The following is a 19482-nucleotide window of genomic DNA, read 5'->3' on the forward strand; positions in this document are numbered from 1 at the left end:
TCCTATTTCTCAAGGCGGCTGGACACATCGTCCAACGCCGCGCGCAAATCAGTGAACTGGAAAGTGAAGCCCGCTTCCAGCAAGCGAGCCGGCATGGCCTTCTGGCCACCCAGCAGCAACAATGACAACTCGCCCAGGCCCACCTTCAACACGAGGGTTGGCATCGGCATGAACGCCGGACGATGCAACACGCTACCCAACGTTTGGGCGAATTCGCGATTGCGCACCGGCTTGGGCGCGCAGGCATTATATGGACCGCTGGCCTCATTGCGGTGCAGAAGAAAATCAATCAGGGCGATTTGATCCTTGATATAAATCCACGACATCCACTGCCGACCACTGCCGAGAGGCCCGCCCAGCCCCAGTTTGAACGGCAACAACAGCCGCGACAAAAAGCCGCCCTCGGCGGACAGCACCAACCCGGTACGAATGAGGATCACGCGAATGCCCAAGGCTTCGGCGCGTTGCGCGGTTTCCTCCCAGGCGACGCACAACTGGCTGGCGAAATCATCGATGACCGGTGGCGATTCTTCAGTCAACTCCCGCTCTCCACCGTCGCCGTACCAACCGATCGCGGAGCCAGAAATCAAAACCTGCGGTTTCTGCTCGCGGCTTTCGAGCCAAGAAAGTAGCGTTTCGGTCAGGGTGATCCGGCTGCTCCACAACAACGCCTTGCGTTTATGCGTCCAGAGCCGATCGGCAATCGGTGCGCCCGCGAGGTTGATAATTGCATCCACCGGTTCTTGACCCAGGTCCTCAAGCCGTGCGATTCCACGTACCTGAGTGCCACAGACTTTGGCGACTTTTGCAGGCGTGCGACTCCACACCGTCAGGCGATGTCCCTGGCTCAACCAGTGTCGGCAGAGTTGACGTCCTATCAAACCAGTACCGCCGGTCAGCAATATGTGCATGACATCTTCCTCGCGTGGCGTTTTACCCGGATCACTAGTCTATTTTTATAAGCAGGGATCTTTGGTATTGGGCAGGCTCTGTGCTTAACAATAGGCCAAGCTGTCAGAACGAGGACGCTAAAAGTTATACCAAAAAACAATATTGTACAGGTTTGAACCACGGCGTAGTCTGTACAGAAAGGTAAACGAGGCCCCTATGACTGTACCTATCGCAATCATCGGCACCGGCATTGCCGGACTCTCAGCCGCCCAGGCCCTGACGGAGGCCGGGCATGTCGTTCAGCTTTTCGATAAAAGCCGCGGCAGTGGCGGACGCATGTCGAGCAAGCGCAGCGATGCGGGTGCTCTGGACATGGGCGCGCAATATTTCACTGCTCGCGATCGCCGCTTCGTCACCGAAGTCCAGCGCTGGCAAACCAACGGCTGGGTCGCCGTATGGACGCCGCAGCTCTATACCTTTCACGGCGGCCAGCTCAGACCTTCGCCGGATGAACAGACACGCTGGGTCGGCACGCCCCGCATGAGCGCGATCACGCGCGGCCTGCTCGGTGATCTGGAAGTGCATTTCGCTTGCCGCATAACTGAGGTCTATCGCGGTGAAGAACATTGGCATCTGCAAGACGCCGAGGGCTTCACTCACGGCCCGTTCAGCCATGTCGTCATCGCCACTCCAGCCCCTCAGGCAACCGCGCTGCTGGCGGCCGCACCGAAACTCGCCGGCGCCGCCGCCGGGGTAAAAATGGAACCCACCTGGGCCGTCGCCCTGGCGTTCGACATGCCACTGGAAACCGCCATCGAAGGTTGCTTCGTGCAGGACAGTCCGCTGGACTGGCTGGCGCGCAACCGCAGCAAACCGGGACGCGACACCACCCTCGACACGTGGGTGCTGCATGCCACCAGTGCCTGGAGCCGGCAGCATATCGACCTGCCCAAGGATGCCGTGATCGAGCAATTGCACGGTGCCTTTGCCGAATTGCTGAACGACGCCATGCCTGCTCCGACCTTCAGCCTCGCTCACCGCTGGCTGTACGCCCGGCCGGCCAGCAGCCATGAATGGGGCGCGTTGGCCGATGCCGATCTGGGCTTGTATGTGTGCGGTGACTGGTGCCTGTCTGGCCGTGTCGAAGGTGCCTGGCTCAGTGGCCAGGAAGCAGCCCGTCGGCTGCACGAACACCTGCAATGAATTGAATCGCTGCTGTCGACATGGACAGCAGCTTTGCAAAAAGCTTATACAAAAATTTTGACTTGTACACCTTTGAATCTATGATGAAGTCATGTTGTACAGATCCAATAATCTGTACAGGTCTGGATTCGAGGCGCCCCGATGCCCCCTACAGCCATGAAACCCAAAATCGCCATCAGCGCTTGCCTGATGGGGGCCGAGGTGCGTTACAACGGTGGGCACAAGGCATCGCCTCTGTGCAGCCGCATCCTCTCTGAGTATTTCGATTTCGTCCCGCTGTGCCCGGAAGTCGCCATTGGCCTGGGTATCCCTCGCGAACCGATCCGCCTGGTCGGCAACCCCGAGCACCCGGAGGCTGTCGGCACCGTCCACCCAGAGATCAACGTCACCCGACCTCTGGCCGAATACGGTCAAAAAATGGCGCTGGAGCTGGATGGCATCTGCGGCTATATCTTCATGCAGAAATCCCCTTCGTGCGGGCTGGAGCGGGTCAAGGTCTACCACGCCAACGGCGCGCCAGTGGACGGCGGTAGCCGTGGCATCTACGCCCAAGCCTTCTGTGCATTGCATCCTGATTTACCGGTGGAAGAAGACGGCCGCCTCAACGACCCGGTGCTGCGGGAAAACTTCCTCACCCGCGTGTTCGCCTACAGCGCCTGGCAGCAATTGCTGCAAACAGGCCTGACCCGGCGCGGCCTCATTGACTTTCACTCGCGCTACAAATACCTGCTGATGGCCCACAACCCGGTGCAATACAAAACCCTGGGCAACTTGCTGGGTAACATGGGGCAAACCGATCTGCAAGTGATCGGCCCGCGCTATTTCAGCGAGCTGATGGCGGCCCTGAAAAAGTGCGCCACACGCCGCACCCACACTAACGTGCTGCAGCACCTCAGCGGTTATCTCAAACAGGCCATCAGCCCTGAAGACAAACAGGAAATGCAGCACGTCATCGGCCAATACCGCCGGGGCATCGTGCCGCTGGTGGCGCCATTGATGCTGCTCAAACACTACTTTCGCCAATACCCGGATCCGTACATTGCGCAACAGGTTTACCTGCAACCGCACCCGGAAAACCTCAGCCTGCGAAACGCGATTTAATGAAAAATCCACCGGATACCAGCGCCAGCGAAGACCTCGGCACCGACTTCAAAAAGGCCCTGGACGCTGGTTGGCTGCCCATTCGTGAAGTGGCCCGACAGACTGGGGTCAATGCCGTCACCTTACGCGCCTGGGAACGGCGCTATGGGTTGATCGTGCCTCAGCGTACGCCCAAGGGGCATCGGTTGTTCCGTGCCGAACACGTTCAACGGATCCTGACGATCCTTACCTGGCTCAATCGCGGCGTGGCTGTCAGCCAGGTCAAACAACTGCTCGACACGCCTCAGGGGCTTGCCGACTCCGTCGGGAACGATTGGCTGGTGCTGCGCCAGACGCTGCTGCAAGCGGTCACTCAGCTGGCCGAACGCACCCTCGATGACACGGTGAATCAGGCGATGGCGCTGTATCCGCCACGCACCTTGTGTGAAAAATTGTTGATGCCGTTGCTGGCGGATCTGGAGCAGCGCTGGCAAGGCCAGTTCGGCGCGCAAATGGAGCGGGTGTTTGTTTATTCCTGGTTGCGCAGCAAATTCGGCGCGAGGATCTACCATAACAACCGTCAGTTGCGCACCGCGCCACTGTTGCTGATCAATTACTCGGACCTGCCGCTGGAGCCTTATCTGTGGCTCACCGCCTGGCTGATCAGCAGCGTCGATTGTCCGGTGGAAGTCTTCGACTGGCCGCTCCCCGCTGGCGAACTTGCGCTGGCGGTTGATCACCTGCAAGCCCGCGGCGTACTGCTGTATTCCAGCAAAGCCATGAATCTTTCGCAGCTGACGAAACTTTTGAATGGCGTCAGTTGCCCAAAAATGATTGCCGGACCAACGGTGTGTATCCACCACACCGAGTTATCCGCAAAAACCACTGCCATTGCTGATTTGTCCCTGGCCGAAGACCCGTTGTCGGCCCATCAGGGCCTGATTCAGCGCGGGCTCATTTAATGACGCTTTTTTAATGGATCGTGCGGATACCACCATGCAATTGATCTGGCTGCGCAGCGACTTGCGTCTACACGACAACACCGCCCTCTCGGCCGCTGCAGCCCGCGGCCCGAGTGTGGCGGTGTATTTGCTGAGTCCACAGCAATGGCTGGCGCATGACGACGCGCCGTGCAAAGTGGATTTCTGGCTGCGCAACCTGAGCGAATTACGCCATGCGCTGGGCGCCCTGAACATCCCGCTGCTGATTCGCAAGGCGTCCCGCTGGGATGAGGCACCGAAGGTCCTGCTCGAGTTGTGCCAGCAATTGAAGATCGACGCAGTGCACGTCAACGAGGAGTACGGCATTCATGAAACCCGTCGTGATGCCGCGGTGGCCCAAATCCTGAAAGCCCAAGGCATCGACTTTTACCGCTACCTTGATCAACTGCTGTTCAAGCCTGGCACAGTGCTGACCAGAACCGGCACCTATTTCCAGGTCTTCAGCCAGTTCCGCAAGGTCTGCTACGAACGCTTGCATGCATCATTGCCGAGATTGGTTACCGCCCCCGCCATCCAGGCGCCGCTGGGTATCGCCAGCGACGAACCGCCCTCTTGTGTCGAGGGTTTCGACACGCCCAGCGACAGTTTGCGTGCTCTCTGGCCGGCCGGCGAAACCGAGGCCCGACGCCGTCTCGAGACCTTTGTCGACGCACAGATCGACTATTACCACAGCGAGCGTGATTTCCCGGCAAAACCCGGCACCAGCCAGCTCTCGGCCTATCTCACCGCCGGGGTCATCTCCCCTCGCCAGTGTCTGCACGCCGCGTTGCAAAGCAATCAGGGGGAATTCGAAAGCGGTAAGGTCGGTGCCATCACCTGGATCAACGAGTTGCTGTGGCGCGAATTCTACAAACACATTCTGGTGGGCTACCCACGGGTTTCCCGGCACCGCGCCTTTCGCCCGGAAACCGAAGCCCTGGCCTGGCGTGATGCCCCGGAAGACCTCCAGGCCTGGCAGCAAGGCCGTACCGGCCTGCCGATCATTGATGCCGCCATGCGCCAATTGCTGGAAACCGGCTGGATGCACAACCGTCTGCGCATGATCGTGGCAATGTTCCTGACCAAAAACCTGCTGATCGACTGGCGTGAAGGCGAGCGTTTCTTCATGCGGCATCTGATTGACGGCGATCTGGCGGCGAACAACGGTGGCTGGCAGTGGAGTTCGTCCACTGGCACCGATTCGGCACCCTACTTCCGCATTTTCAACCCCCTGAGCCAGTCGGAAAAATTCGACGCCGAAGGGGTTTTCATCAAACATTGGTTGCCGCAGATCAACGAAATGAATAAAAAAGACCTGCACAATCGCGCGAGACTCGACGGATTATTCGGTATGACGGATTATCCATCGCCGATTGTCAACCTGAGCACTTCCCGCGAACGGGCCTTGGCCGCGTTCAAAAACCTGCCGTCGCGACAGGGTTTATCGCCACCGGAATCGCTTTGATAGCGCAGTTTTACGTATGAACATGGAATTGAATCAGGAAGACAAAGGGGATTGAGATGAGTCGTACACCTCCAAGGCGATACTGGTTGACCGGCGCCAGCAACGGTATTGGGACCGCGCTGGCCGAAGAAATACTGAAAACCGGTGCCCACCTGGCTGTCAGCTCCCGCTCATTGGCGCCATTAAAAGCCCTGTCTCAGCGCTATCCCGGCCAAGTGTTGGTGGTTGCCGGTGATTTGACCAACAGCCAACGGGTGCGCGAAATCGGCGAGCAGATTGCCAAGGAATGGGGCTCTCTGGATACCATGATCCTCAACGCGGGCACCTGCGAATACGTCGACGTCAATCAGTTCGACTCGTCAATCATCGAGCACATCGTGCGCACCAACCTGCTTGCCAGCAGCTATTGCATCGAAGCCGCCCGCCCCCTGCTGCGAGCGGGCACTGCGCCGCATCTGGTGGCCCTGGCCAGCTCGGTGACCTACCTGCCCCTGCCACGGGCCGAAGCCTATGGCGATTCAAAGCCCGGATTGCGTCACCTTTTCGAGTCCTTGCGCATCGACGTGGCACCGGAAAACATCGAAATGACCATAGTCCGCCCGGGACTTATCGATACCCCCCTGAGCAACGAGGTTTCACAACACCTCGATTGGTCGGCGGACAAAGCTGCGCGGTACCTCTTCGACCTGCTCAAGCATCGACCACTTGAGCTCCCTTTACCGGAACTGCTCATGCCTGTCCTTTGGCCTCTGCCGCAAAAGCCCGGCCAGACGGGACTGGAAATCGGCAAGCGCATGGAGCGAAACAATCCGCCAACCGAAGATCTGCCATGAAGTCTGAGCGTCTGTCAGACCTTTCACACAGCGTAGGCCCACTGGCTTACACTGCGCGCCATGAAAACTATTCCCCATACGCAAATCGCCGAACCGGCGGTCACCTGCTCGACCTGCGCGGCCTGCTGCTGTCAGCTTGAAGTCATGTTGATCACCGACACCGGCGTGCCCGAGCGTTTTATCGATACCGACGATTGGGGCGGGGAAGTCATGCTGCGACTGGATGACGGCTGGTGCGCCGCGCTGGATCGCGACAGCATGATGTGCACCATCTACGAAAAACGTCCGCTGATTTGCCGGGAGTTCGAAATGGGCGCACCGGAATGCATCACCGAACGCCAGGGGATTGCGACGGCGTATCGGTGAAAGGGGCGATTTTAGAGATAGGTCAGCAGGTCTGATGTCTTCGCGGGCAAGCCTCGCTCCTACAGGGTAAGGTTGTCTCTGTAGGAGCGAGGCTTGCCCGCGAAGCTTTTGACGTTACAACGGCATCGTGTAATGCAGCGAGTAACTCTCTACGCCATCGTTCGGACTACTGATCCCGCCATTGGAATAGTGCGTGGCGCGAATCCCGACTTCATGTCCGCCGGTAAAGCGCAGACCAAACCCAAAACGATCTTCGAACTGAAAGGCACTACCCAGTTTGTTGTCTTCGACTTCAGTGTTGGCAAACACCGCGATACCGATACCCGCTTCAACGTAGGGTTTGATGGTTTGACCGGCAAACTCGTACACCAGCACCGGCGAGAATGACACACTGTGATTGCTCGACGTTTCATCGCCCTCCCAATAGGTGTAAGCGCCGCTCCAGTAGCCGGTCAAGCGACCGATATCACTCTGCAACCAGCTCTTGTCCCAGTCGAATTGCATGCCCAGTCGGTAGGTCATGGTCGAATCGCTGGTCTGGCCGACCCCGAATTCCACCCCCGCTGCCTGCGCGGTAAAACTGTGCCCCATCAATGCGGTCGCAATCGCGGCCAAGCAGAATAGTCGCTTCATTAGAAACATCCTTTTCCGAACAATTTCGTATGGTTTTTATGCTGCCCAACAGACAAAGCTATAGAAGTTGAAGCTTGATCAGAAGTTCAGCTCAATTATTCGTGTCATCTCTTTTTTTATCTACAAGTCGAAGCTTTGCACAACACCCGTCGAATGCCACAAAACCGGCAAGATATTTCTGAAATGTTCCGGATCCGCACTCGTCCAGAACCGGGCAGCGCGAGCAGGCCCCTCGGCCAGCAACTCACGCTCTGCCAACAATCGTTGAAGCTGCCGGGCCACAGCGGCACCGGTATCGATCAGGCTGATGTTCTGGGGGAGCAACTGCTTAAGCAGAGGCTTTAGGAAAGGATAATGCGTGCAGCCAAGAATGATTGTGTCTGCACCTTCAGCTAGCAGCGGATCGACATACCCTTGCAGCAACTGACGCAATGCCTCGCTGTGCAAATCGCCATTTTCAATCAGCTCCACCAGCCCTGGGCATGGCTGGGTGATGACTCGCACATCGGCGGCGAAACGGTCGAGCAAGGCGGCGAACTTCGCACTCTGTAAAGTGCCGGTGGTGGCGAGTACGCCAACGACACCGCTGCGCGTCGCCGCAGCCGCCGGTTTGACCGCAGGCTCCATGCCGACGATGGGCCACTCGGGGAAATCGCAACGCAAGTCCGCAACACCCGCGACGGTCGCGGTATTGCAAGCGAGCACCAGCGCCTTGGCGCCCTGCTGCTGAAAGAACTGCGCCATGACACTGCAACGCTGACGGATGAATGCCGGGGATTTCTCACCGTAGGGAATATTCCCGCAATCGCCGAGGTACAACAGAGATTCATTGGGCAGCAACTGCTGGATCTCGGCCAGCACGGAGAGGCCACCGACGCCGGAATCGAATACAGCAATCGGCGCTTCACGCATGGCTTGACCCGCAGACGCTACAGCCCGGATCACGCTTGACCCGCAATTCACGGAAGCGCGTGCCCAAGGCATCGATCAATAACAGGCGTCCCACCATCGGTTCGCCGAACCCCACCAGCAATTTCAACGCTTCGAGGGCTTGCAGGCTACCGACCAGGCCCACCAGCGGACCGAGTACGCCGGCCTCGCTGCAAGTCAACTCGGCTTCGCTGCCGTGCCCGTATAAACAGTGGTAGCACGGGCTTTCCGGACGACGGGAGTCGAAGACCGACAATTGCCCTTCCAGCCGAATCGCCGCGCCGCTGACCAGCGGTTTGCGCGTCGCCACACACGCGGCGTTGACCGCTTCGCGGGTGGAAAAATTATCGGAACAGTCCAGCACCAGATCCACCGCCGCAACGGCCGCCGCCAGGGAATCTTCATCGAGTGCGGTGCGATGGGCGATCAGTTGAATCTGGGGATTGATCGCAGTCAGGCGACGGATCGCCGAATCGACCTTGCTCAAGCCGACGCTGTCGGTGTCATGAACGATCTGACGTTGCAGATTGGTCAGGTCAACCGTGTCGAAGTCCGCCAGATGCAACTCACCGACACCGGCCGCCGCCAGGTACAGCGCCACCGGTGAGCCGAGACCGCCGAGGCCGACAATCAGCACACGGCTTTCCTTGAGCCGTAACTGGCCGTCGATGTCGACGTGTTGCAGCAGAATCTGCCGGCTATAGCGCAGTAATTCCTGATCATTCAGCACGGCAAGCGCCCCAGACTGATGCGTTCGTGACCGCCCAGATCGGTGCGGCTGTGGACCTCTTCAAAGCCGCGGGTCAGCAGCAAATCGCGCACGGCCTCGGCTTGATCGTAACCATGTTCGAGCATCAACCAGCCACCCGCCTCAAGATGATCCGGTGCCTGATCGACGATCAGACGCAAATCGTCGAGCCCATCGACGCCGGCCACCAGGGCACTGGCCGGTTCGAAGCGCACGTCACCCTGCGCCAGATGCGGATCGGTCGAAGCAATGTAGGGCGGATTGCTGATGATCAATTGAAAGCGCTGGCCTTCCAAAGCACTGAACCAATGACTACTCAGCACCGTGGCGTTGTTCAGGTGCAGCCGCTGGCGATTGCGCTCAGCCAGGGCCACGGCTTCCAGCACGCGATCCACGGCGGTGACTTTCCATGCAGGACGCTCGCTGGCCAGCGCCAGGGCAATGGCGCCGCTGCCGGTGCCCAGATCAAGAACCCTGGCCGGGGTCGCCGGCAACAGCTCCAACGCGGTTTCTACCAGCAGTTCGGTGTCGGGACGCGGAATCAGCGTGTGGGGCGCGACTTCCAGGTCAAGTTTCCAGAAGCCCTGCTGCCCCAGAATGTAAGCCACCGGCTCACCACTACGGCGGCGTTGCAGGTACTCGGCAAATTTCAGTGCCGCTTCGCTCGGGACTATCCGCTCAGGCCAGGTGTGCAGAAAGCTGCGGGATTTACCCAAGGCAGCCGCCAGCAGCAATTCGGCATCCAGACGCGCGGTGGGCGAGTCGGGCAAATCAGCGGCGCGCAGCAAACTGGCAATGATCGTCATTTACTCACCTATCGCTGCCAATTGGTCGGCCTGATATTCGGCCAGCAACGGTTCAATGACCGCATCCACGCCACCGGCGAGAATTTCGTCGAGCGAATACAGCGTCAGGTTGACCCGATGGTCGGTGACCCGGCCCTGGGCAAAGTTATAGGTGCGAATACGCTCGGAACGGTCACCGGAACCTACCAGTAATTTACGCTCGCTCGCGATAGCGTTCGCGGCGGCGCTGGTCTGCTGGTCGTTGAGCTTGGCCGACAGCCAGGACATCGCCCGGGCGCGGTTCTTGTGCTGGGAACGCTCTTCCTGGCATTCGACGACAATACCGGACGGCAAGTGCGTGATACGGATTGCCGAATCGGTCTTGTTGACGTGCTGACCACCGGCACCGGAGGAGCGATAGGTGTCGACCCGCAGATCCGCCGGATTGATCTCGATCGCTTCCTGCTCGTCCGGCTCGGGCAACACGGCCACGGTGCAGGCCGAGGTGTGGATGCGGCCTTGGGATTCAGTGGCCGGGACCCGCTGTACGCGGTGCGCGCCGGATTCGAATTTCAGCTTGCCGTAGACATTCTCGCCTTCGACCCGAGCAATGACTTCTTTATAGCCGCCGTGTTCGCCTTCGTTCTCCGAGAGAATCTCTACCCGCCAACCACGTCGCTCGGCATAACGCGAATACATGCGGAACAGGTCGCCGGAGAAAATCGCCGCTTCGTCACCGCCGGTGCCGGCACGGATTTCGAGGAATACGTTGCGTCCGTCGTTCGGATCCTTGGGCAGCAGCATGCGTTGCAGTTGGGCTTCGATTTCGATCAGTTGCTCTTTGGCTTCGCGGACTTCTTCCACGGCCATTTCACGCATGTCCGGATCGCTGTCCTTGAGCAGCGCCTGAGCTCCTTCGAGGTCACCCTGCACTTTAAGCAGCTGTTTATAGGTGCCAACGATCGGCTCGACTTCCGCGTATTCCTTGGAATAGGTACGGAACTTGTTTTGATCGGAAATGACCTCGCCGTCGCCAAGCAGGGCGGTCAATTCCTCGAAACGGTCCTGGAGGATGTCCAGCTTATTGAGCAGTGACGCTTTCATTGCGGTTTCTTATCCGAAAAGCTATCCGATGAGCCCTCACCGAGGGCAAAGAGTTCCTGGGCCATGGCCAGCGCATCGAGGCGGCCTTCGGCAGAGAGCTTTTTCAACTGCACGCTCGGTGCGTGCAATAGTTTGTTGGTCAGGCCGCGGGCCAGTTGCACCAGCACGTCTTCGGCGCTGCTGCCATTGGCGAGCATGCGCTGAGCTTTAAGCAATTCTTCGTCACGCATGCGCTCGCTTTGTTGACGATAGGCCTTGAGCACATCCACCGCCGCCAGTTCGCGCAGGCGAACCATGAAATCTTCGGCACCGACCGACACCATCTCTTCGGCGGCCTGGGCAGCGCCCTGACGGCTCTTGAGGTTTTCGGCGACCACTTCGTGGAGATCGTCGACGCTATATAGGTAAACGTCGTCCAACTCGCCGACTTCCGGCTCGATATCCCGAGGAACGGCGATATCCACCATGAAAATCGGCTTGTGCTTGCGCAATTTCAAGGCACTTTCCACCGCGCCTTTACCGAGAATCGGCAACTGGCTGGCGGTGGAACTGATGACGATGTCGCTGCGCACCAGTTCTGCCGGGATGTCCGAGAGCAGCACTGCGTGGGCGCCGAACTGCTCGGCCAGGATGCTCGCGCGCTCCAGGGTGCGGTTGGCAACCACGATTCGCTTCACTCCCAGCTCATGCAGATGGCGGGCGACCAGGGTGATGGTCTCACCGGCGCCAATCAACAAAGCCTGGCTGCGTTGCAAATCACTGAAAATCTGTTTCGCCAGGCTGACCGCGGCAAACGCTACGGACACCGGGTTTTCGCCGATGGCGGTGTCGGTCCGCACCTGTTTGGCCGCATTGAATGTGGCCTGGAACAGCCGCCCAAGCAGCGGACCGATGGTGCCAGCCTCGCGAGCGACAGCGTAGGCCGATTTCATCTGACCGAGAATCTGCGGTTCGCCCAACACCAGCGAGTCGAGCCCGGAGGCAACCCGCATCATGTGACGAACTGCCGCATCATCTTCATGCACATAAGCGCTCGCGCGCAGCTCATCGAGGCTCAAATGATGATAATCGGCCAGCCAGCGCAATATGATGTCAGCCGAAAGGTGATCCTGTTCTATATACAGTTCACTGCGATTGCAGGTGGAGAGGATCGCAGCTTCGCGGCTGTCGGTGAGTCGGCAGAGCTGCTGCAAGGCCTCAACCAGCTGCTCAGGGGTAAAGGCCACGCGCTCGCGGACGTCTACTGAAGCAGTCTTGTGGTTAATACCGAGTGCAAGGAAGGCCATTCAAGGTCGCTGATGGTGACGTGAAGCCGACAATTGTCCTACTTCGACAGAGCCAGAACAACCACTCGATATCCATCGCGCCCGCAAGAGCTGCCGAAGGCTGAGATCCGTTCTCGTTTACAAGGGCACCGGGCCTGCGGGAATTGCCCGCGCGGGTAAATTGGCCGGGCGGTTATGTTTGGCTCAAGGCTTGTGTCATGATGATCCGACCGCAGGTTAGTCGTCCTTTTCCTATATGAATAGATCTTCCGCGTTGCTCCTCGCTTTAGTCTTCCTCAGCGGCTGCCAGGCCTTGGCGCCCGTTTCATCGGACGGTACGCCGCCGGTCGAAGACAGCACTCCAGCCCCTGAAAAGCCCAAGGTTTACAGCTCGTTCAGCGAAGAAACCATCTTCAGCCTGTTGAGCGCCGAACTGGCTGGCCAGCGCAATCGTTACGACATTGCCCTGGACAACTACGTGACCCAGGCCATCAATACCCAGGATCCGGGCATCTCCGAGCGGGCATTTCGCATTGCCGAGTATCTGGGTGCCGATCAGGCTGCCCTCGACACCGCACTGGTCTGGGCCAAAAACGCCCCGGACGATCTCGAGGCGCAACGGGCGGCTGCCGTGCAACTCGCCCGCGCCGGGCGTTACGACGACTCCATGGTCTATATGGAGAAAGTCCTGCAAGGCAAAGGCGACACGCATTTCGATTTTCTCGCCCTGTCCGCAGCCGATACCGACCAGGAAACTCGCAACGGTCTGATGAAAGGTTTTGACCGCTTGCTGCAGCGCCATCCGCACAACAACCAGCTGATTTTTGGCAAGGCCTTGTTGCTGCAACAGGACGGCGATGCCAAGGGCGCCCTGACCCTGCTCGAAGACAATCCGCCGGACGCAGGCGAAATAGCACCGATCCTGCTGCGCGCGCGCCTGCTGCAAGGGCTCAACCGTGGCGATGAAGCCTTGCCGCTGCTGCAAAAAAGCATCAAGAAGTACCCGGACGACAAACGCCTGCGCCTGACTTACGCGCGCATGCTGGTTGAACAGGACCGCATGGACGACGCCAAGGTCGAGTTCTCGAGCCTGGTGCAGCAATACCCCGAAGACGACGAATTGCGTTACTCCCTGGCACTGGTCTGCCTGGAAGCCAAAGCCTGGGACGAAGCCAAAGGCTACCTGGAAGATTTGATCGCCCGGGAAAGTCACGTCGACTCTGCTCACTTGAACCTGGGGCGCATTGCGGAAGAGCGTAACGATCCGCAGGGCGCATTGATTGAATACGCCCAGGTCGGGCCGGGCAACGATTACCTGCCGGCGCAATTGCGTCTTGCCGATATTCTGATGAACAACGGCAAGACCGCCGAAGCTCAAAGCCGTCTGGCAGCGGAGCGCGGCGAGCAACCTGATTACGCGATCCAGTTGTATCTGATCGAAGCCGAAACCTTGTCCGCCAACAAACAGGGCGACAAGGCCTGGAAAGTCTTGCAGCAAGCCCTGCAGCAATACCCGGACGATCTGAATCTGCTGTATACCCGGGCCATGCTGGCAGAAAAACGCAATGACCTGGCGCAGATGGAAAAAGATCTGCGACTGATCATCAAGCGCGATCCGAACAACGCGATGGCGTTGAACGCCCTCGGCTACACCCTGTCCGACCGCACCACACGCTATGCCGAAGCCAAGGCCTTGATCGAACAGGCGCACCAGATCACCCCTGAAGACCCGGCCGTCCTGGACAGCCTCGGATGGGTCAATTTCCGCCTGGGCAACCTCGATGAAGCCGAACGCTATTTGCGCCAGGCGCTGGAGCGCTTCCCCGATCAGGAAGTTGCCGCGCACCTGGGCGAAGTCCTGTGGGCCAACGGCAAACAACGCGAAGCCAAGCAAATCTGGAGTAAGTTCCTCAAGGAACAACCCGACAGCCCTACCCTGCGTGGCACCATCAAACGCCTGACCGGATCAGAGACTCTTTAAAATTATGTTTTTGCGCCACCTCATTATCTTCAGCTTCATCGCCCTGCTCGCCGGTTGCGCGGGCTTCGTTGCCCGCGAATCGGTCCAGGGTCAAGGCAACAAGGCCCAATGGCGCGAGCACAAACAGCAACTGACCGGCCTTGATGGATGGCAGATCAACGGCAAAATCGGCATCCGCGCGCCAAAAGATTCGGGCAGCGGCACGTTGTTCTGGCTGCAACGCCAGGATTACTACGACATCCGCCTTTCCGGTCCTCTGGGTCGGGGCGCGGCCCGTTTGACCGGTCGTCCGGGCAAAGTCTCGCTGGAAGTGGCCAATCAGGGCCGCTATGACGCGCCGACCCCGGAAGCTCTGGTTGAAGAACAACTGGGCTGGAAATTGCCGGTATCCCATCTGGCATGGTGGGTTCGCGGGCTCCCGGCCCCGGACAGCAAAAGTCGCCTGACCCTCGACGTCGACAGCCGTCTGGCCAATCTCGAACAGGATGGCTGGCAGGTCGAGTACCTCAGTTATGCCGAGCAAAACGGCTACTGGCTGCCCGAGCGGATCAAACTGCATGGCACCGACCTTGATGTCACGCTGGTGATCAAGGAATGGCAACCACGCAAACTGGGGCAGTGAACATGACTGCGCCACGCCTGACATTGCCCTCGCCCGCCAAGCTCAACTTGATGCTGCACATCCTCGGTCGTCGCGAAGACGGTTACCACGAGTTGCAGACGATTTTTCAGTTCCTCGATTACGGCGATGAAATCACCTTCGCCGTTCGCGACGATGGCGTGATTCGGTTGCACACCGAATTCGCCGACGTCCCTCACGACAGCAACCTGATCGTCAAAGCCGCAAAAAAACTTCAGGCGCAATCCGGATGTTCGCTGGGCGTCGACATCTGGATCGAAAAAATCCTGCCCATGGGCGGTGGAATCGGTGGCGGCAGTTCGAATGCGGCAACCACGTTGCTGGGCCTCAATCATCTTTGGCAACTGGGTTGGGATGAGGATCGACTGGCCGCGCTGGGCCTTACGCTTGGCGCCGACGTCCCGGTTTTCGTGCGCGGTCACGCGGCTTTCGCCGAGGGCGTGGGGGAAAAACTCACCCCTGTAGAGCCCGAAGAACCGTGGTATCTCGTACTGGTGCCGCAAGTATCTGTAAGTACAGCAGAAATTTTTTCAGATCCACTGTTGACACGTAACACTCCTCCCATTAAAGTGCGCCCCGTTCCCAAGGGAAACAGTCGAAATGACTGCTTGCCGGTGGTAGCAAGGCGTTATCCAGATGTACGTAACGCATTGAATTTGTTAGGTAAATTTACCGAAGCAAAACTCACCGGAACTGGAAGTTGTGTGTTTGGGGGCTTCCCAAGCAAAGCTGAAGCTGATAAAGTCTCGGCCCTTCTGACAGAGACCCTTACAGGGTTTGTAGCAAAAGGAAGCAACGTTTCGATGTTGCATCGCAAGCTGCAAAGTCTGCTCTAACAGGAATCGGGTACTGGGTACTCGTTGCAACAGATACAGGGGCGTCGCCAAGCGGTAAGGCAGCAGGTTTTGATCCTGCCATGCGTTGGTTCGAATCCAGCCGCCCCTGCCATTTTTCTATACTCATCCAGGTTACCCTCAGCCTTCAGGTACTGCGCGTGTCCAAGATGATGGTCTTTACGGGGAACGCTAACCCCGATCTGGCTCGGCGTGTTGTACGTCAGCTGCATATCCCTCTCGGTGACATCTCTGTCGGTAAGTTCTCCGACGGCGAAATTACTGCCGAGATCAATGAAAACGTTCGCGGTAAAGACGTTTTCATTATTCAGCCGACTTGCGCTCCGACCAACGATAACCTGATGGAACTGGTAGTGATGGCTGATGCCTTCCGCCGCTCCTCGGCTACTCGTATCACTGCTGTTATTCCTTACTTTGGTTATGCCCGTCAGGATCGCCGTCCGCGTTCCGCACGTGTGGCTATCAGCGCGAAAGTCGTTGCTGACATGCTTACCGTAGTCGGCATCGACCGTGTTCTCACGGTTGATTTGCATGCTGACCAGATTCAGGGCTTCTTCGATATTCCGGTAGATAACATCTACGGCTCCCCGGTACTGGTGGATGACATTGAAGATCAGCGCTTCGAAAACCTGATGATCGTGTCCCCGGACATTGGTGGCGTCGTGCGTGCACGGGCTGTTGCCAAATCCCTGGGCGTGGATCTCGGGATCATCGACAAACGCCGTGAGAAAGCCAATCACTCTGAAGTGATGCATATCATCGGTGATGTCGAAGGGCGTACCTGTATTCTGGTCGATGACATGGTCGATACCGCCGGCACTCTGTGCCACGCGGCCAAGGCCTTGAAAGAGCATGGCGCTGCCAAGGTTTTCGCCTACTGCACGCACCCTGTGCTGTCGGGTCGGGCGATCGAAAACATTGAAAATTCCGTGCTGGACGAGCTGGTGGTAACAAATACCATCCCGCTGTCCGCTGCAGCACAAGCCTGTGCACGTATCCGTCAACTGGATATCGCGCCGGTAGTTGCCGAGGCGGTCCGCCGCATCAGCAATGAAGAATCGATCAGCGCGATGTTCCGTTAAGGGCCCTGCCCTTTTCATTACATCTCGTTGACGAAAAGCGCCCCGCCCCGGCATTCCTGTCGGGGCGGGGCTTTTTTGCCCATATCGCCTTTAGCGCTGGTCGCAAACGCTGGGGCGAATGTGGTTATTTTGGAGATACAACATGAACGATTTTACTCTGAATGCTGAAGTGCGTTCCGACCTGGGGAAAGGTGCGAGCCGCCGCCTGCGTCGTCTCGCAAGCCTGGTTCCAGCTGTAGTTTACGGTGGCGAAAAAGCCCCTGAATCCATCAGCATGCTGGCTAAAGAAGTTGCCAAACTGCTCGAAAACGAAGCGGCTTACAGCCACATCATCGAGCTGAACGTTGGCGGCACCAAGCAAAACGTAATCATCAAAGCCCTGCAGCGTCACCCGGCCAAAGGCCACGTGATGCACGCCGACTTCGTACGCGTTGTAGCTGGCCAGAAACTGACCGCTATCGTGCCTGTACACTTCGTTGGCGAAGCTGCTCCGATCAAGAAAGGCGGCGAAATTTCGCACGTTGTTTCTGAAATCGAAGTTTCGTGCCTGCCGAAAGACCTGCCTGAATTCATCGAAGTTGACCTGGCTGATGCCGAAGTCGGCGCGATCATTCACCTGTCTGACCTCAAAGCCCCTAAAGGCGTTGAGTTTGTTGCTCTGGCTCACGGTAACGACCTGGCTGTTGCCAACGTTCACGCTCCACGTGTTGCTCCAGAAGCTACTGAAGGCGCAGCAGAGTAATCTCACTCTGTTCGCCGGAGTGACCGGAACATCGCGGACTAGAGCGTAGCGAGAAAGCGGGCGAGAACGCGGAGTTTACATAATGGTAAATGAGCATTTGTCGTCCACTTTCGCCGCACACACTGGTTGCGGCGATGTTATCCACCACTCCAAGGAAGGGCCCCTATCGTGACTGCCATCAAACTGATCGTTGGCCTGGGAAATCCAGGCGCTGAATACGAACAGACCCGGCATAACGCAGGGGCCCTTTTTGTTGAGCGCATCGCGCACGCGCAGGGTGTCAACCTTGTGGCCGATCGCAAATATTTCGGCCTGACCGGGCGCTATTCGCATCAGGGTCAGGATGTTCGTCTGCTGATTCCCACCACCTACATGAACCGCAGCGGCCAAGCCGTCGCGGCACTTGCCGGCTTCTTCCGCATCAAGCCTGAAGAAATCCTGGTGGCGCATGATGAACTCGATCTGCCTCCGGGCGTTGCCAAGCTCAAACAGGGCGGCGGCCATGGCGGTCACAACGGGTTGCGCGACATCATCGCGCAACTGGGCAATCAGAATACCTTTCACCGCTTGCGGCTTGGCATTGGCCACCCGGGCGTTGCCAGTATGGTTTCAAATTTCGTCCTGAGTCGTGCGCCACGCGCCGAACAGGAAAAACTCGATGCCAGCATCGACTTTGCCCTCGGCGTGCTGCCGGATATCCTCGCCGGTGAATGGAACCGTGCGATGAAAAACCTGCACAGCCAGAAGGCCTGACTCTTACTCCTCGGGGAAACACCATGGGATTCAATTGCGGCATCGTCGGCCTGCCTAACGTCGGCAAGTCCACCCTGTTCAACGCCCTGACCAAATCCGGGATCGCGGCCGAGAACTTCCCCTTCTGCACTATCGAGCCGAACACCGGTATCGTGCCGATGCCGGATCCGCGTCTGGAAGCCCTGGCGGTCATCGTCAATCCCAAGCGCATCCTGCCGACTACCATGGAATTCGTCGACATCGCCGGCCTGGTTGCCGGGGCCTCGAAAGGTGAAGGCCTGGGCAACAAATTCCTCGCCAACATCCGCGAGACCGATGCTATCGCTCACGTGGTCCGCTGCTTCGAAGACGAGAATGTGATTCACGTCTCCAACAGCGTCGACCCGAAACGCGACATCGAGATCATCGACCTGGAACTGATCTTCGCCGACCTCGACAGTTGCGAGAAGCAACTGCAGAAAGTCGCCCGTAACGCCAAAGGGGGTGACAAGGACGCCGTAGTCCAGAAAGGCCTGCTGGAGCAATTGATCGCTCACTTCACCCTCGGCAAGCCAGCGCGCACGCTGATGAAGAACATGGGCGCCGACGACAAAGCGGTGATTCGTGGCTTCCATCTGCTGACCACCAAGCCGGTCATGTATATCGCCAACGTTGCTGAAGACGGTTTCGAGAACAACCCGCTGCTGGACATCGTTAAAGCCATCGCCGAAGAAGAAGGCGCCATGGTGGTTCCGGTCTGCAACAAGATCGAAGCCGAGATCGCCGAACTGGAAGACGGTGAAGAGAAAGACATGTTCCTCGAAGCCCTGGGTCTCGAAGAGCCTGGCCTGAACCGCGTAATCCGCGCTGGCTACGAAATGCTGCACCTGCAGACCTACTTCACCGCCGGTGTCGAAGAAGTCCGCGCCTGGACCGTCCGCGTCGGCGCCACCGCACCACAAGCCGCCGGCGTGATCCACACCGACTTCGAAAAAGGCTTCATCCGCGCCGAAGTCATCGCTTACGACGACTTCATTCAGTACAAGGGCGAAGCCGGCGCCAAAGAAGCTGGTAAATGGCGCCTGGAAGGCAAGGACTACATCGTTAAAGACGGCGACGTGATGCACTTCCGTTTTAACGTGTAACAGGAACCGTGGATTTACACGGA

At 58.4% G+C, this 19482-nt stretch carries 20 protein-coding genes and 1 tRNA gene; 14 read left to right on the forward strand and 7 right to left on the reverse strand.

The genetic code is table 11. The annotated features are described in order from the left end of the window. Window positions 1–2 precede the first annotated feature (2 nt). Window positions 3–911 (reverse strand): TIGR01777 family oxidoreductase, encoded by a 909-nt coding sequence (locus ACZ89R_RS12760; protein ID WP_429545621.1) that lies wholly within the window; start codon window positions 909–911, stop codon window positions 3–5. Window positions 912–1107: 196 nt separating this feature from the next. Here ACZ89R_RS12760 and ACZ89R_RS12765 point away from each other — a divergent pair, with 196 nt between their 5' ends. From ACZ89R_RS12765 to ACZ89R_RS12790, 6 genes are all read left to right on the forward strand, one after another. Continuing rightward, entirely contained in the window at window positions 1108–2094 is a 987-nt protein-coding gene (locus ACZ89R_RS12765) for an NAD(P)/FAD-dependent oxidoreductase (RefSeq protein ID WP_429545620.1), read from the forward strand. 141 nt (window positions 2095–2235) lie between these two features. Beyond that, window positions 2236–3195, forward strand: coding sequence for a YbgA family protein (locus ACZ89R_RS12770; protein ID WP_429545619.1), 960 nt, complete (start codon window positions 2236–2238; stop codon window positions 3193–3195). Then, a complete protein-coding gene (locus ACZ89R_RS12775) occupies window positions 3195–4136 on the forward strand; it encodes a MerR family transcriptional regulator (RefSeq protein WP_429545618.1) in 942 nt (313 codons plus the stop codon). The genes ACZ89R_RS12770 and ACZ89R_RS12775 overlap by 1 nt, the downstream gene beginning before the upstream one ends. 34 nt (window positions 4137–4170) lie before the next feature. Then, window positions 4171–5619, forward strand: a complete 1449-nt coding sequence (gene phrB, locus ACZ89R_RS12780) for a deoxyribodipyrimidine photo-lyase (protein ID WP_429545617.1) — start codon at window positions 4171–4173, stop codon at window positions 5617–5619. 56 nt (window positions 5620–5675) lie between these two features. Continuing rightward, entirely contained in the window at window positions 5676–6452 is a 777-nt protein-coding gene (locus ACZ89R_RS12785) for an SDR family NAD(P)-dependent oxidoreductase (RefSeq protein WP_429545616.1), read from the forward strand. Window positions 6453–6512: 60 nt separating this feature from the next. Then, the gene (locus ACZ89R_RS12790; protein ID WP_063342543.1) at window positions 6513–6818 is read left to right on the forward strand and encodes a YkgJ family cysteine cluster protein; all 306 of its coding nucleotides are present in this window, start codon (window positions 6513–6515) and stop codon (window positions 6816–6818) included. Between the two features lie 114 nt (window positions 6819–6932). On the opposite strand, the gene ACZ89R_RS12795 is transcribed toward ACZ89R_RS12790, so the two are convergent. From ACZ89R_RS12795 to hemA, 6 genes are all read right to left on the reverse strand, one after another. Further along, window positions 6933–7451 carry an acyloxyacyl hydrolase gene (locus tag ACZ89R_RS12795; protein ID WP_429545615.1) on the reverse strand — a complete coding sequence of 173 codons (519 nt, stop codon included), beginning with the start codon at window positions 7449–7451 and terminating at the stop codon, window positions 6933–6935. 120 nt (window positions 7452–7571) lie between these two features. Beyond that, complete coding sequence (gene murI, locus ACZ89R_RS12800; protein ID WP_429545614.1) at window positions 7572–8363, reverse strand: glutamate racemase; 792 nt, start codon at window positions 8361–8363, stop codon at window positions 7572–7574. Then, on the reverse strand, window positions 8356–9111 hold the full coding sequence (locus ACZ89R_RS12805) for a molybdopterin-synthase adenylyltransferase MoeB (protein ID WP_429545613.1): 756 nt from the start codon (window positions 9109–9111) through the stop codon (window positions 8356–8358). Before ACZ89R_RS12805 ends, murI begins: the two co-directional genes overlap by 8 nt. Continuing rightward, the gene (gene prmC / locus ACZ89R_RS12810) at window positions 9105–9935 is read right to left on the reverse strand and encodes a peptide chain release factor N(5)-glutamine methyltransferase (RefSeq protein ID WP_192345467.1); all 831 of its coding nucleotides are present in this window, start codon (window positions 9933–9935) and stop codon (window positions 9105–9107) included. The genes ACZ89R_RS12805 and prmC overlap by 7 nt, the downstream gene beginning before the upstream one ends. Then, on the reverse strand, window positions 9936–11018 hold the full coding sequence (gene prfA, locus ACZ89R_RS12815) for a peptide chain release factor 1 (protein ID WP_095051167.1): 1083 nt from the start codon (window positions 11016–11018) through the stop codon (window positions 9936–9938). Then, a complete protein-coding gene (gene hemA, locus ACZ89R_RS12820; RefSeq protein ID WP_223488045.1) occupies window positions 11015–12304 on the reverse strand; it encodes a glutamyl-tRNA reductase in 1290 nt (429 codons plus the stop codon). The genes prfA and hemA overlap by 4 nt, the downstream gene beginning before the upstream one ends. Before the next feature lie 235 nt (window positions 12305–12539). Between hemA and ACZ89R_RS12825 the strand changes: the two genes are divergently transcribed. The 8 genes from ACZ89R_RS12825 to ychF all read left to right on the forward strand — a co-directional run bounded on the left by ACZ89R_RS12825 (window position 12540) and on the right by ychF (window position 19459). Continuing rightward, window positions 12540–14264 carry a tetratricopeptide repeat protein gene (locus tag ACZ89R_RS12825; protein ID WP_429545612.1) on the forward strand — a complete coding sequence of 575 codons (1725 nt, stop codon included), beginning with the start codon at window positions 12540–12542 and terminating at the stop codon, window positions 14262–14264. A 4-nt stretch (window positions 14265–14268) separates the two neighbouring features. After that, a complete protein-coding gene (gene lolB / locus ACZ89R_RS12830; protein ID WP_008074188.1) occupies window positions 14269–14886 on the forward strand; it encodes a lipoprotein insertase outer membrane protein LolB in 618 nt (205 codons plus the stop codon). Between the two features lie 2 nt (window positions 14887–14888). Further along, entirely contained in the window at window positions 14889–15740 is an 852-nt protein-coding gene (gene ispE, locus ACZ89R_RS12835) for a 4-(cytidine 5'-diphospho)-2-C-methyl-D-erythritol kinase (protein WP_123501319.1), read from the forward strand. Window positions 15741–15777: 37 nt separating this feature from the next. Next, window positions 15778–15852: transfer RNA gene (locus ACZ89R_RS12840), tRNA-Gln, on the forward strand. 46 nt (window positions 15853–15898) lie between these two features. Continuing rightward, complete coding sequence (locus ACZ89R_RS12845) at window positions 15899–16840, forward strand: ribose-phosphate pyrophosphokinase (protein WP_003171603.1); 942 nt, start codon at window positions 15899–15901, stop codon at window positions 16838–16840. A 142-nt stretch (window positions 16841–16982) separates the two neighbouring features. Continuing rightward, window positions 16983–17582 (forward strand): 50S ribosomal protein L25/general stress protein Ctc, encoded by a 600-nt coding sequence (locus tag ACZ89R_RS12850; protein ID WP_123501321.1) that lies wholly within the window; start codon window positions 16983–16985, stop codon window positions 17580–17582. A gap of 168 nt (window positions 17583–17750) precedes the next feature. After that, window positions 17751–18335: an aminoacyl-tRNA hydrolase gene (pth, locus tag ACZ89R_RS12855; protein WP_305425202.1), complete on the forward strand. Its 585-nt coding sequence runs from the start codon at window positions 17751–17753 to the stop codon at window positions 18333–18335. Between the two features lie 23 nt (window positions 18336–18358). Continuing rightward, window positions 18359–19459 (forward strand): redox-regulated ATPase YchF, encoded by a 1101-nt coding sequence (gene ychF, locus ACZ89R_RS12860; RefSeq protein ID WP_123501323.1) that lies wholly within the window; start codon window positions 18359–18361, stop codon window positions 19457–19459. The last annotated feature ends 23 nt before the right edge of the window (window positions 19460–19482 follow it).

The sequence above is a fragment of the Pseudomonas sp. TE3728 genome, from assembly GCF_056279145.1.

What these genes read in the sequence shown, in the direction of transcription:
- phrB (WP_429545617.1), top strand. Translation starts at nt 4,171, where the DNA reads ATGCAATTGATCTGGCTGCGCAGCGACTTGCGTCTACACGACAACACC.
- ACZ89R_RS12770 (WP_429545619.1), top strand. Translation starts at nt 2,236, where the DNA reads ATGCCCCCTACAGCCATGAAACCCAAAATCGCCATCAGCGCTTGCCTG.
- ACZ89R_RS12790 (WP_063342543.1), top strand. Translation starts at nt 6,513, where the DNA reads ATGAAAACTATTCCCCATACGCAAATCGCCGAACCGGCGGTCACCTGC.
- prfA (WP_095051167.1), bottom strand. Translation starts at nt 11,018, where the DNA reads ATGAAAGCGTCACTGCTCAATAAGCTGGACATCCTCCAGGACCGTTTC.
- murI (WP_429545614.1), bottom strand. Translation starts at nt 8,363, where the DNA reads ATGCGTGAAGCGCCGATTGCTGTATTCGATTCCGGCGTCGGTGGCCTC.
- lolB (WP_008074188.1), top strand. Translation starts at nt 14,269, where the DNA reads ATGTTTTTGCGCCACCTCATTATCTTCAGCTTCATCGCCCTGCTCGCC.
- hemA (WP_223488045.1), bottom strand. Translation starts at nt 12,304, where the DNA reads ATGGCCTTCCTTGCACTCGGTATTAACCACAAGACTGCTTCAGTAGAC.
- ACZ89R_RS12795 (WP_429545615.1), bottom strand. Translation starts at nt 7,451, where the DNA reads ATGAAGCGACTATTCTGCTTGGCCGCGATTGCGACCGCATTGATGGGG.
- prmC (WP_192345467.1), bottom strand. Translation starts at nt 9,935, where the DNA reads ATGACGATCATTGCCAGTTTGCTGCGCGCCGCTGATTTGCCCGACTCG.
- ACZ89R_RS12760 (WP_429545621.1), bottom strand. Translation starts at nt 911, where the DNA reads ATGCACATATTGCTGACCGGCGGTACTGGTTTGATAGGACGTCAACTC.
- ACZ89R_RS12765 (WP_429545620.1), top strand. Translation starts at nt 1,108, where the DNA reads ATGACTGTACCTATCGCAATCATCGGCACCGGCATTGCCGGACTCTCA.
- ACZ89R_RS12825 (WP_429545612.1), top strand. Translation starts at nt 12,540, where the DNA reads ATGAATAGATCTTCCGCGTTGCTCCTCGCTTTAGTCTTCCTCAGCGGC.
- ACZ89R_RS12775 (WP_429545618.1), top strand. Translation starts at nt 3,195, where the DNA reads ATGAAAAATCCACCGGATACCAGCGCCAGCGAAGACCTCGGCACCGAC.
- ACZ89R_RS12785 (WP_429545616.1), top strand. Translation starts at nt 5,676, where the DNA reads ATGAGTCGTACACCTCCAAGGCGATACTGGTTGACCGGCGCCAGCAAC.
- ychF (WP_123501323.1), top strand. Translation starts at nt 18,359, where the DNA reads ATGGGATTCAATTGCGGCATCGTCGGCCTGCCTAACGTCGGCAAGTCC.
- ACZ89R_RS12850 (WP_123501321.1), top strand. Translation starts at nt 16,983, where the DNA reads ATGAACGATTTTACTCTGAATGCTGAAGTGCGTTCCGACCTGGGGAAA.
- ispE (WP_123501319.1), top strand. Translation starts at nt 14,889, where the DNA reads ATGACTGCGCCACGCCTGACATTGCCCTCGCCCGCCAAGCTCAACTTG.